Annotated in this window: 9 protein-coding genes; 4 read left to right on the top strand and 5 right to left on the bottom strand. The window is 71.0% G+C overall.

Annotated features, from left to right (window positions below):
- Positions 1 to 4: 4 nt before the first annotated feature.
- The 4 genes from fahA to AB0B64_RS33105 all read right to left on the bottom strand — a co-directional run bounded on the left by fahA (position 5) and on the right by AB0B64_RS33105 (position 3,734).
- The gene (gene fahA / locus AB0B64_RS33120; protein ID WP_358182083.1) at positions 5 to 1,108 is read right to left on the bottom strand and encodes a fumarylacetoacetase; all 1,104 of its coding nucleotides are present in this window, start codon (positions 1,106 to 1,108) and stop codon (positions 5 to 7) included.
- A complete protein-coding gene (locus tag AB0B64_RS33115; protein ID WP_358182080.1) occupies positions 1,105 to 1,860 on the bottom strand; it encodes a hypothetical protein in 756 nt (251 codons plus the stop codon). The genes fahA and AB0B64_RS33115 overlap by 4 nt, the downstream gene beginning before the upstream one ends.
- Positions 1,857 to 3,026 carry a homogentisate 1,2-dioxygenase domain-containing protein gene (locus AB0B64_RS33110; RefSeq protein WP_358182183.1) on the bottom strand — a complete coding sequence of 390 codons (1,170 nt, stop codon included), beginning with the start codon at positions 3,024 to 3,026 and terminating at the stop codon, positions 1,857 to 1,859. Before AB0B64_RS33110 ends, AB0B64_RS33115 begins: the two co-directional genes overlap by 4 nt.
- 78 nt (positions 3,027 to 3,104) lie before the next feature.
- Positions 3,105 to 3,734: a helix-turn-helix domain-containing protein gene (locus tag AB0B64_RS33105; protein WP_357957876.1), complete on the bottom strand. Its 630-nt coding sequence runs from the start codon at positions 3,732 to 3,734 to the stop codon at positions 3,105 to 3,107.
- Positions 3,735 to 3,814: 80 nt separating this feature from the next.
- On the opposite strand from AB0B64_RS33105, the gene AB0B64_RS33100 reads away from it, so the two are divergent.
- On the top strand, positions 3,815 to 4,447 hold the full coding sequence (locus AB0B64_RS33100) for a hypothetical protein (RefSeq protein WP_358182077.1): 633 nt from the start codon (positions 3,815 to 3,817) through the stop codon (positions 4,445 to 4,447).
- Between the two features lie 6 nt (positions 4,448 to 4,453).
- Here the strand turns inward: AB0B64_RS33100 and AB0B64_RS33095 are convergent, their stop codons facing one another.
- A complete protein-coding gene (locus AB0B64_RS33095; RefSeq protein WP_357957872.1) occupies positions 4,454 to 5,704 on the bottom strand; it encodes an MFS transporter in 1,251 nt (416 codons plus the stop codon).
- Between the two features lie 190 nt (positions 5,705 to 5,894).
- Between AB0B64_RS33095 and AB0B64_RS33090 the strand changes: the two genes are divergently transcribed.
- From AB0B64_RS33090 to AB0B64_RS33080, 3 genes are read left to right on the top strand one after another with little or no spacing between them, the layout of a single operon-like run.
- The gene (locus tag AB0B64_RS33090) at positions 5,895 to 7,565 is read left to right on the top strand and encodes a fatty acyl-AMP ligase (RefSeq protein WP_358182074.1); all 1,671 of its coding nucleotides are present in this window, start codon (positions 5,895 to 5,897) and stop codon (positions 7,563 to 7,565) included.
- Entirely contained in the window at positions 7,558 to 10,419 is a 2,862-nt protein-coding gene (locus AB0B64_RS33085) for an MMPL family transporter (RefSeq protein ID WP_358182071.1), read from the top strand. The genes AB0B64_RS33090 and AB0B64_RS33085 overlap by 8 nt, the downstream gene beginning before the upstream one ends.
- The gene (locus AB0B64_RS33080; RefSeq protein WP_358182068.1) at positions 10,416 to 11,777 is read left to right on the top strand and encodes an MFS transporter; all 1,362 of its coding nucleotides are present in this window, start codon (positions 10,416 to 10,418) and stop codon (positions 11,775 to 11,777) included. The genes AB0B64_RS33085 and AB0B64_RS33080 overlap by 4 nt, the downstream gene beginning before the upstream one ends.
- Positions 11,778 to 11,827: the final 50 nt, after the last annotated feature.

Raw genomic sequence — 11,827 nt, 5'->3', positions numbered from 1 at the left:
TCACCTATCGGATTGTTCCGGAAACCTCCCCCAATGACCGGCCGCCGGCTGTGGCTCGGATCGTCACGGTGTCGCCGTCCTCCAGGAATGTCCTGGTCTCGCCGCCGGCGAGCTTGATCGGATCGCTGCCGTTCCAGGTCAGCTCGATGAGCGAGCCGCGTTCGTCGCGCTGCTCGCCGGAGATCGTGCCGCTCGCGAACAGGTCGCCGGTCCGCAGGGACGCGCCGTTCGCCGTCATGTGGGCGAGCATCTGGTCGGGTGTCCAGTACATGCCCGAGTAGGGCGGGCGGGACACGACCTCGCCGTTGAGCGACACCTCGACCGAGACGTCCAGCCCCCAGTCGTCCGTCCTGCGCAGGTAGTCGAGCGGTTCGGGATCCTGTACGCGCCCGGCCAGCCGGGGCAGCGCCTCCAGCGGCGTGATCCACGGCGAGATCGAGGTGGCGAACGACTTGCCCAGGAACGGCCCGAGCGGCACGTACTCCCAAGCCTGGATGTCCCGCGCGCTCCAGTCGTTGACCAGCGTCACCCCGAACACGTGGTCCTCGAAGGCCCCGGCGGGCGAGCCGAGCTCGGACGGTACGCCGACCACGAAGCCCAGCTCGGCCTCGAGGTCGAGCTTGGCGGACGGCCCGAACCGCCCGGCTCCGAGTTGGCCGTGCGGCCGGTCGATCGGGGTGCCCGAGACCACGATCGTGCCCGACCTGCCGTGGTAGCCGACCGGCAGGTGCCGCCAGTTGGGCAGCAGCCCTTCGGTGCCGGGCCGGAACATCTTGCCGAGGTTGGTGGCGTGCTCCAGCGAGCAGTAGAAGTCGACGTAGTCGGCCACCTCGAACGGCATGTGCAGCCGCACCTGGTCGAGCGGGATCAGGTGCGGCTCGGTGATCGCGAGGTCGGAGGTGAGTTTGTTGGCGATCAGTGTCCTGGTGTCGTGCCAGGCGGTGCGGCCCCTGGCCATGAAGGGGTTCAGGCTGGGCGCCGCGAACACCTCGTCGTGCAGCGCGGCGGCCAGGTCGAGCACCCGGTCGCCGTAGCGCACGCCGACGCGTGGCCGCTCTCCGCGCCGGGAGAACACCCCATAGGGCAGGTTGTCTATTCCCCAGCTCACGCGTTCTCCTCGATCAGTCCCAGTGCGCGCAGGTCGTCCAGCGGGGCGCCGGTGCTGCACGAGCCGTAGCTCACCAGCAGCGCCCTGGCCCGCTTGGCCGTCTCCTCGGACACGGCTCGGGCCAGCCGGACGAGATGGCCCACGTCGGTGGTGCGCAGCACGGGCGCGGGGTCGCGCTGGTCCACCGCCTCGCAGACGGCCAGCAGCAGGTTGAGGAAGCCGTGCCGGTCGACGCCGAGCGTGGGGTCGAAATGGCGTACGGCGTGGTGCAGCCCGGCGGTGGCCTTGAACTGGAGGTCGTGTTCTGCGCAGAACCGGATGAACGCCGCGAGATGCTCGACCGACGGGAAGGCGTCGGCGGTCAGGCCGCCGCAGCGCACCTTGAGCGCGGCGCCCTCGGGCACGTCGGCGACGTACTTTCCGGCGGGCACCTCGACGAACAGCCGCACGCCGGGTGGCAGGCCGTCGCCGGGCAGCTGGTCGAGGGCGTCCGCGCGCAGCTCGACCGAGTCCACGGGCAGGTCGTCGAACGGCGGGATGTCCGGCGTGTCGACGATCAGCCCGATCCGGCGCGGCGGGGCCTCCTCGCGGCGCAGCCCGTCGAGGCGGCTGGCGGGGCAGAGGAAGCGGTGGGTGAGCACCTGGGAGGCCCGCTCCTGGTCGCGCTGGTGGCGGGCCAGCGCCTCCGACATGTGCAGGGAGGTCGGCGGGAACAGGCCCGCGTCGTCGATCAGCGCGAGGTAGAGGTTCATCGGGCCCAGGTCCAGGCATAGCCGGGGTCCTCGCAGGTCAGTGCGGCCTGGCCGAGGTCGAGCGGGCGGAAGGTGTCGATCATCACGGCCATCTCGCTGGTGGTCGTGATGCCGCGGCTGACCGCGTCGATGACCGCCTCCACCGCCCCGGGCTGCGGGCCGTGCGTGAAGCCGGCCGGGTGCAGCGAGATCGAGCCGACGTCGATGCCGGAGCCCTTGCGGGCCGAGTAGTCGCCGCCCACGTAGAACATGAACTCGTCGGAGTCGACGTTGTGGTGGTTGTAGGGGATCGGTACGGACTCGGGGTGGAAGTCCAGCGGCCGAGGGCAGAACGAGCAGATCACGAACCCCGGTCCCTCGAACGTCTGGTGGACCGGCGGCGGCGCGTGCGTCTTCTTCACGATCGGCTCGAAGTCATTGATGTTGAACGCGAACGGGTACAGATAGCCGTCCCAGCCGACCACGTCGAACGGGTGGTTGCGGTAGACCAGCCGGGTCAGCCCGCCCCGGGTGCGGACCAGCACCGGGACCTCCTCGCCCTCGACGACGAACGGCTCCGCCGGGCTGCGCAGGTCGCGCTCGCAGTAGGGCGCGTGCTCCAGGAACTGCCCGTACTGCGACAGGTAGCGCTTGGGCGGCCTGATGTGCCCGGACGCCTCGATGGCCAGCACGTTGACCTGGCCGTCGGGCACCCAGCGGTGGATCGTGCCGGTCGGGATGACGATGTAGTCGCCCGCGCCGGCTTCGATGACGCCGTACGTCGACTCGAAGCGGGCGCGGCCGTCCTGGACGTACACGCATTCGTCGCCCATGGAGTTGCGGTAGAGCTCGCTGGGCTGGTCGCTGGTGGCGTACGACAATCGGACGTCGGCGTTGCCCGCCAGCTGCATCCGGCCCGTCACCAGGTCGCCCGCGCCGCGCAGGTCCTGGGTGCGGAAGTGGCGCGGCGACAGCGGCAGGTTCGGCTCCAGACGCGTGTCGGTCAGCGGCGTGACGGCCTCGGCCTTGACGATCGCGGTCGGCAGATAGCGGTGGTAGAGCAGCGAGGAGTCCGACGAGAAGCCTTCCTCACCCATCAGCTCCTCGGCGTAGAGGCCGCCGTCGGGCCGCCTGAACTGCGTGTGCCGCTTTCTGGGCACCTCGCCAACGACACGGTAGTAAGGCATCATCGCCTCCAGGGCGTCCGATTATCGGACGTTGGTGTCCTCTATATGCAACTACCGTCCGCCATCGGCTAAGGGATGTCAACCCAGCGCGCCGGACAGCTCGGCGGCCGCCTCGACCACGCGCGGCCCGGCCGACTCGCTGAGCGGCCCGAACGTCACCACCCCGACCGACGCCTCCAGCCACGGCAGCCCGGACACGGGCGCGGCGATCCCGCGCGCGCCCTCCTGCAACTGCCCCTCCGTCACCAGATAGTCGGCCCGTCCCTCGCGCAGCGCCAGGATCGCCCGCCCGGCGGCGCCCAGCGACAGGGAGTGACGCGACCCCTCCCGGTAGGCCACGTGCATGTCCGTCCACGACGGTTCCACCACCGCCACGGCCAGGCCGTCGTCGCCCTCGGCCACGGTCAGGTGCGCGGTCGCGCCCACGTCCTCGGCCAGCCGCCGCAGCGTGGGCAGCGCCGCCGCGCGCAGCAGCGGTTGTACGGCCTGGGCCAGCACGAGCACGCCGAACCCGAGGTGCACCCGCCCCTCGGCGTCACGGCGGACGAACCCCTCGCTCAGCAGCGTGGTCACCAGCCGGTAGACCACCGGTCGGGACAACGACAGCTCGGTGCTCAGCTCGGTGGGCGTCCGCCCGCCCTTGCCGTCGGCGAGCAGCCTGAGCAGGCGCAGCCCGCGTTCCAGGGTCTGGGCGGATTCAGCGGCCATGAACCGATTATCTATGCGTGAGCCAGGAGTAACGCTACGCGCTGGTGGGGTACGTATCGAGGAGACGAACAGGGGGTGGGATGCGGCAAACATGGGCATTTGTCGTTGGGCTGAGTCTGTACGCGTTGCTACCCACGCTGCCCTCGGCCGACTTCCACCCAGTGGCCATATCGAGGGACCTGCCCGCCCGGCACGTGGACCCCCCGACCAAGCGGCTCGTCGAGGACGTCTTCTACGTCACGCAGGGCATCGAGGTGACCAATCGCCTGCTGCCGTTCCAGGACGGCCTGACCATCCGCGGCGCCGCCCTGGCACCGGGCGTGACCTTGGACGACGCGGGCCGGCTGCACGGAGTTCCCCAGCGTCCCGGCACCTTCGCCACGCCCGTCCGCCTGTGCCGTGGCCAGGACTGCGTCGATCAGCAGGTCACGGTCGTCGTGCTGCGGAACGTGCCCTGGCAGCCGAGTGAGCTGGCCTTCCCCGGCAAGGTGGGCAACCGCTACGACGACCAGATCGGGATCTCGGGCGGGCCCACCGGCGTGCCGCCCACGTTCTCCGTGACCGACCACGGCAAGCTGCCGGCGGGCGTCACGATCGGCCCCGACGGGCACATCGGCGGCATCCCGGAGGCCGCTGGGGTGTCCGAGGTGCCCGTCCGCATCTGCGTGGCGGGCAACTGCGCGGGCGTCGTGGTGACGCTGATCGTCGTCTGAACGCGCTCAGCCGGGCACGCTCTCGGCGACCGGAGCGGGAGCGCGTAGTTGCCGCACCCCGGGAGACAGCAGCGCGGCGAGTGTGGACAGCACGACGAGCGCCGCGCAGCCCAGCAGCGCCGTCCGGGTGCCGACCAGGCTCGCCACCGGCCCGGCCAGCATGAGCCCGATCGGGCCGAACATCAGCGAGCCCAGCGCGTCGTACGAGCTGACCCGCGACAGCGACTCCGGCGGCACCTCCCGCTGCATGGTCGTCTGCCACAGCACTCCGAACACGTCGAAGCAGACCCCCAGCACGAACGCGCCCGCCACGATCGCCCACAGCGGCGCGCCGGTGCCCAGCAGCACGTACGGCAGCGCGGTCGGCAGGCAGAGCAGCGTCCCGACCAGGATCGGCCGCCTGGGCCGGACCCGCAGCGAGACGATCACTCCCACGATCGTGCCGGCCGCCTCGCCGGCCAGGAACGCCGACCAGGCCGCGGGCCCGCCCAGGCTCTCCTTGGCGATCAGCGGCCCGAGCACCCCGTGACCCGCCTGGAGCCCCATCACGAGCACGGAGAACTGCGCGACCACCACCCAGATCCACTGCCGGGTGCTGAACTCGCGCCACCCGTCACGCAGGTCGGCCAGCATCGAATGCTCGGCCGCCGCGTCGCGCTCGGCGGGCGTGAGCCGCAGTGCCGCGATCAGCACCCCGGCCACCGTGAACATCAGCCCACTCACGGCCAGCGCCCACCCGCTGCCGAACAGCACGACCGCGCCGCCGCCCAGCACCGCGCCCGCCACCCGCGAGCTGTTGGCGCCCAGGCCGAGCAGCGCGTTGCCGGTCTGCAACCGGTCGGCGGGCACGACCTCGGGGATGATGCCGGTCAGCGAGGGGAACAGCATCGCTATCGCCACGCCACTGGCCGCCGCGGCGGTCGCCATCGCGGGCAGCGGGGTCCAGCCCGACAGCATCATCGCGGCCAGGGCGAAGAAGGCCAGCGCGCTGATGAACTCGCTGACCATCATCACCCGCTGCCTGGGGAACCGGTCCGCGATCACCCCGGCGAACAGCATGAACACGATCATCGGCAGTGCCTCGGCGGTGAGCACCACGGACAGCGTGGTGGCGTCCGCGCCGGGCAGGGCGAGGATGCCGAAGGCGAGCGCCACGGGGGCGAAGGAGGTGCCCAGTACCGAGATGGTGCGCGCGGTCAGCAGCAGCGTGAACCGCCGATCCCGGAGCAGCCCGAGATCGCGAAGATAGCCGTGCACGTGGTAGGCCCCCTAATCCCCCAAATGCTCACTATTGTGATGGTTCTTCGCATCTGCTGTCGTCTGAATATCTCCGTGCTTGTCACGCCGCTGACAAGACCGGAAGCGGAATGTGCAGGCGTTTGGCAAGAATCGAAGCTCTTTCTGCCGTAATTTTCTAGGTCCCTGTAGTCGGCGAGGGGACCCGGGCATGCCCGAGGCACTGATCGAGCGCGTGGCGCGATGGGCGCGGGAGATCCCGGACGCGCCCGCCTACACCTTCGTCGATTACCTGGGTGACGGCTCCCGCGAGACCTTGACCTGGGCGCGGTCCGACCTCAAAGCGCGGGCGCTGGCCGTGCGGCTGCGCGAGGTCGCGGGTCCCGGCGACCGGGTGGCGATCCTCGCTCCCCAAGGGCTGCCGTACGTGGTGGCGATGCTCGGCGCCCTGTACGCCGGGATTGTGGCAGTGCCGTTGTTCGCGCCCGATCTGCCGGGGCACGCCGAGCGGCTGACCCGCGCCTACTCCGACGCCGAGCCGGTCGCCGTGCTCACGACCACGGCCGCGCTGCCCGGCGTGCGGGCCTTCGCCGCCGGGGTTCCGGTGATCGCGGTCGACACGGTCTCGGACCTGCTCGCCGACGAGTGGGAGCCGGTGGCGATCGAGCCCGGCGAGCTCGCCTACCTGCAGTACACCTCCGGCTCCACCCGGGCGCCCGCCGGTGTGGAGATCACCCACGGCAACCTCGAGGCCAACGCCGCGCAGCTGTGGGAGCTGTTCCGGGCCAAGCCGCGTACCTCGGTCGCGGCTCTGTGGCTGCCGCTCTTCCACGACATGGGGCTGGTCGCGACGATCGCGCTGCCGATGGTGAGGGGCAACCAGGTGGCGTTCATGGATCCGGTGGCGTTCGTCATGCATCCGGTGCGGTGGCTGCGGCTGCTCAGCGAGTTCGACGACGTCTACACCGGCGGGCCCAACTTCGCCTACGAGTACACGGCGGCCAGGGTCGGCGCGGCCGACAAAGAGGGGCTGGACCTGTCCGGGGTGCGGGTCATGCTGAACGGCGCGGAGCCGGTACGGCCCGGCACCGTCGAGGCGTTCAACGCCGCGTTCGGCGGGTGCGGGCTGCGGCCGGAGGCGCACACCCCGGCGTACGGGCTGGCCGAGGCCACGGTCTTCGTCTCCGCCATGGGGCCCGACGAGGCCGTGGTGGCCACGGACTTCGACCGCGACGCCCTCCGCGACGGCCGCGCGGTGCCGCACGGCGGGTCGTCGGGGGCGCTGACCACGCTGGTGGCGTGCGGACGGCCCAGTGGTCAGCGGGTGCGCGTCGTCGGCTCGGGCGGGCAGGAGTTGCCGGACGGGCGCGTGGGGGAGATCTGGGTCCAGGGCCCGAACGTGGCGCGCGCCTACTGGCGCGATCCCCTCCGTACGGCCGAGGTGTTCGGCGCGACGCTGGACGGCGCGGACGGCGCCTGGCTGCGGACGGGCGACCTTGGGGTGGTGTACGGCGGGCTGCTGTACGTCACCGGCCGGATCAAGGACCTGATCATCGTCGACGGGCGCAACCACTATCCCCAGGACATCGAGGTCACCGTCCAGGAGGCGCACCGGGCCGTGCGCCGCGACCATGTGGCGGCCTTCTCCTTGCCGGGGGAGGAGACCGAGCGGCTCGTGGTGGTGGCCGAGCGGTCGCGCGGTGGTGCTTCGGCCGATCCGGCGGAGGTGGCGGCTCGGGTACGGGCAGCGGTCCGGAAATTTCACAACTTATCCGTGCACGACTTCGTGCTGACCGGCACCGGAGCCGTACCCCGGACGACCAGTGGCAAGATCGCCCGGCGGGCCTGCCTGCGGGCGTACCTGGAGGGCGCCCTTGTTTGAGTCGGCGGGGCGCCTGATCCACCGCGGCCGGTGGACGCTGCTGGTCCTGAGCCTGGTGGCGGCCGTCCTGGTCGCGCCCTTCGGGCTGCAGCTGTTCGGCCGGATGGCCGACGGCGGCTTCGCCGACCCGGCCGCCGACTCGACCACCGCCGCCCGCTGGAACGACGCCTGGTACAGCGGCAACACGCCCGACGTGGTCGTCCTCTACCGGCACCCGCAGGTCAAGGTGCGCGACGCGCGCTTCAAGAAGGCCGTGCACGACTCCCTGCGTGCCCTGCCCGCCCAGTACGTACGCAAGATGGCCACCTACTGGACCACCGGCGCCAAGGAGCTGATGTCCACCGACGAACACGCCACCTACGCCCTGATCACCCTGAAAGGCGCCAAACAGGCGGCGTACGCGGCGATCAAGGACCGGCTGCCCGTCGCGAACCTCCAGGTCCAGGTGGGCGGCTCGGTGCCGCTCCTGAAGGAGCTGAACGACCAGACGGCCGCCGACCTGGCGCGCGCCGAGGCGATCTCGATGCCGGTGCTGCTGGTGCTGCTCGTGGTGGTGTTCGGCAGCGTGGTGGCCGCCGGGCTCCCGCTGCTCGTCGGCCTCTTCGCGGTGCTCGGCGCGCTCGTGCTGCTCAGGCTGCTGACCGAGGTGACCGAGGTCTCGGTCTTCTCACTGAACGTCGTCACCATGCTCGGTCTCGGGCTGGCCGTCGACTACTCCCTCTTCGTGCTGAACGCCTTCCGGGAACAGATCAGGGCCGGCGCCCCGACCCAGGAGGCCGTGGTGCGCACCATGGCGACCGCCGGGCGTACCGTCGCCTTCTCCGGTTTGACGGTGGCGACCTCGCTGCTGGGGCTGCTGCTGTTCCCGCAGATGTTCCTGCGCTCGATCGGGCTGGGCGCGGCGGCCGTGGTGCTGGTGGCCATGGCCGCGGCGCTGGTCGTCCTGCCCGCCGCGCTGTCCATCCTCGGTCCCCGCGTGGACGCCATCCGCATCACCCCTGACTTCGGCTCGGCCCGCGTGGGTGCCGGCCTGTGGCACGCGATCGCCTCCAGCGTGATGAAACGGCCAGCGCTCTACCTGGTCGCGGTCACCTCCGTACTGCTCGCGCTGGCCGGGCCGTTCGCCCACGTACGGTTCGGCAACGTCGACCACCGGGTCCTGCCCGCCGCCGCCGAGAGCCGCCGCGTCGCCGAGACCGTCGACCGCGACTTCGCCAAGAACTCGATGGCCACGATCGACGTCCACGCCCTCATCGAACGCTCCTTCACCACCCGCCCCGCCGCCGTCGGCCCCCTCGGCCAGGGCTACACCCCGATCAGCGCCGTCACCACGATCGACCCCACCGACGCCAAGCCTCTCGCCGACCGCCTGCGCAAGCTGCCCGGCGTCACGGGCGTCGACCTGGCCGGCCTCTCCCAGGCCAACGGCGCGGTACGGCTGGCGGTCCGCTACTCCTACGACCCCATGTCGGCCCAGGCCCAGAACCTGGTGACACTGATCAGATCCATGACCCCGGAGCCGAACATCCGGCGACTCGTCGTAGGCGGCCCGACGGCGGCCCAGATGGACCTCCTGTCGAGCCTTCTGTCCAGGTTGCCGTGGATGGCGCTGGTGGTGGGTGGGGTGACGTTCCTGCTGCTGTTCGCCGCCTTCGGCTCCATCGTGCTGCCGCTCAAGGCCCTGCTCATGAACGTCCTGTCGATCGGCGCCTCGTTCGGCGTGATCGTCTGGGCCTTCCAGGACGGCCACCTGGCGACTTGGCTGCACTTCACCTCGACGGGGACCATCGAGGCCACGGTGACGGTACTGATCCTGGCAGTGGTTTTCGGGCTGTCGATGGATTACGAGCTGTTCTTGCTGTCGCGCGTACGGGCGGAGTGGCTGCGAACGGGCGACAACACGGCCGCGGTGGCGACGGGGCTGCAGCGGACCGGCGGCGTCATCACGAGTGCGGCGCTGTTGCTGCTGGTGGTGATCGGGGCGTTCTCGACGGCCGGGATCACGATCGTGAAGCTGCTCGGGGTGGGCATGTTCGTGGCGATCGTGGTGGACGCGACGCTGGTGCGGGCGCTGCTGGTGCCGGCGACGATGCGGCTGTTGGGCGGGGCCAACTGGTGGTTGCCGGGGGTGCTGCGGGGAGTGCATCGGCGGATCGAGTTCCATGAGGGGTCTTTGTCCTCGGAGGGGGCCCCTTTGGCTCAGCCGGCTGCTGGACGGCGGCTCGCTGAGCGGCGGCCTGCTGAACGGCGGCTTGCTGAGCGGCCGCTTGCTGGACAGCTGTCTGCTGGGCGGCCGCTTTCCCCGGACGAGCTTTCCCCGCCAGCGCCATCCCCGGGCGCCGCGTCGGCGAGTACGAACGGCGGCGAGGCTCGGCGCCCTGAGACGGCGAGCGGCCCGCGTCCCGGGAGGGCGATCAAGCCCAATCCGGACGGCCCCGGCTGGTGCTGGGCGGAGGACGGCCCTGGGACAGCGTCGCCGGTGACCGTCAACGGCCGCCCAGCCATCTTCGGTGTGGACACCGACCCCATACCGGTATCCGCCGAACACGACCCCCCTGCCGCCCTCCCCGTCCCGCGCCCCGCCGCACCACCCGTCAGAAAGCGCCCCTACAGCGCCGCCGAGCCCGCAGTCTCCAAACGACCGCAGGTCACCGCCCGCCCGACCCCCAAAAGCCCGGCCGGCGCCGATACCGCCGACACCGCGTCTGGTCCCGACGACCCAGGAACCTCTGGTTCCGGGCGTGCTGCGGGTACGCGGCGCCCGACCTGGGAAAAGGTCACCACCGGTCGTACCAGGGTCGTCAGGGCGAACCCCAACGGACCCGGCTGGACCTGGGCGGAGGTGGACATGTGACCTTGACCGTCGCCCCTGCACAGCCCGCCACCCGATCCCGGCTGCTCCTGACGGTCGTCGGCTTGGCCGGGTTCGTGACGACGCTGGACAACACCGTGGTCACCGTCGCCCTGCCCAGTATCCAGCGCGATCTCCACACCCGCCTGAGCGCGCTCGAATGGGTCGCTACCGGATACATCCTGACGTTCGCCGGCCTCATGATCGCCGGCGGCCGCCTGGCCGACGTGTACGGACGGCGCAAAGTGCTGCTCATCGGGCTCACCGTCTTCACCGGGGCATCGCTCGGCGCCGGTCTGGCCACCTCGATCGAGCCCCTGGTCGTCGCGCGCCTGGCCCAGGGGGTGGGGGCGGCGCTCATCCTGCCCGCGACGCTGGCCGTCCTGGCAGGGCGGCCCGATCGGTCGCTCGGGGTGGCCATCTGGATGGCGTCCGGCGCCGGTGCTCTCGCATTGGGACCGGTGGTGGGCGGGTACCTGAGCCAGCACGCCCATTGGAGCTGGGTGTTCCTGATCAACGTCCCCATGGGAGCGATCGTCATCGCGCTGGCCACCGTCGCAATATCGGAAACGCGCGCTGAGCCCAGCGTCGGGCGGCGGGGTCAGGTGGATGTGCCTGGGCTGCTGGCGTCGGTGGTGTTTCTGGCTTCTGGGACGTTCGCGCTGATCCACGGGGGCGAGTACGGCTGGGGGTCGCCGCCCATCCTGATCGCGGTGGCCGGGTGCGTGGGTGGCGGGGTGCTGTTCCTGGTACTGGAGCGTGGGGCGCGGGCGCCGATGGTGGAGTTGGGGCTGTTCGCGGGCCGGAGCTTCACGGGTGGGGTGCTGGCTCAGGTGCTGTGGGGGCTCGGGGTCAACGGAGTGTTCTTCTATACCGCGCTGTTCCTGCAGGGGGTGCTCGGGTTCACGCCTACGGCCTCCGGGATGGCGTTCGTGCCGTTGGCGTTGCTCGTGGTGGTCGTCACGCCGCTGGTGCCGGTGGTCGAGCGGCGGCTGGGGAGTGGGAGGACGGTCGCCTGCGGATTGGTGCTGGTGGCGGCTGGGATGGTGGGGGCGGCGTTCCTGGAGGCGGGGGACGGGTGGGGGCGATTGGTGCCCGCTGTCTGCGCGATCGGGGTGGGGTCGGCGCTGACCATGCCGCTGGGGTCGGCCGTGCTGGGGGCGGTGCCTGAGTCTCGGGCCGGGGTGGCGGGTGGCATCTTCTCCGTGAGTCGTGAAATTTCCGGCCTCTTCGGGATCGCGGCCATCGGGGTGATCGTCCACGAGGCCGGGAGCTTCTCCCAGGGGTACGCGCTCGGCCTGCTGGTCGCGGCGGCCCTCGTACTACTGGGCGCGTTGATCGCCTTGCTGACACTGCCGTGAGCAGATCGGCCGTGAGCTGGTTGGGCGTGATGGTGACCCGCACGTAAGGG

The organism is Nonomuraea sp. NPDC049129 (assembly GCF_040648495.1).
In the GTDB taxonomy this organism is placed as follows: domain Bacteria; phylum Actinomycetota; class Actinomycetes; order Streptosporangiales; family Streptosporangiaceae; genus Nonomuraea.
Note: the sequence above shows the minus strand (reverse complement) of the source record. Positions and strands in the feature narration are given on the sequence as shown.

Excerpts from the sequence above, each read along its gene's own strand:
- AB0B64_RS33115 (WP_358182080.1), bottom strand. The coding sequence starts at position 1,860 with ATGAACCTCTACCTCGCGCTGATCGACGACGCGGGCCTGTTCCCGCCG.
- AB0B64_RS33110 (WP_358182183.1), bottom strand. The coding sequence starts at position 3,026 with ATGCCTTACTACCGTGTCGTTGGCGAGGTGCCCAGAAAGCGGCACACG.
- AB0B64_RS33105 (WP_357957876.1), bottom strand. The coding sequence starts at position 3,734 with ATGGCCGCTGAATCCGCCCAGACCCTGGAACGCGGGCTGCGCCTGCTC.
- AB0B64_RS33100 (WP_358182077.1), top strand. The coding sequence starts at position 3,815 with ATGCGGCAAACATGGGCATTTGTCGTTGGGCTGAGTCTGTACGCGTTG.
- AB0B64_RS33090 (WP_358182074.1), top strand. The coding sequence starts at position 5,895 with ATGCCCGAGGCACTGATCGAGCGCGTGGCGCGATGGGCGCGGGAGATC.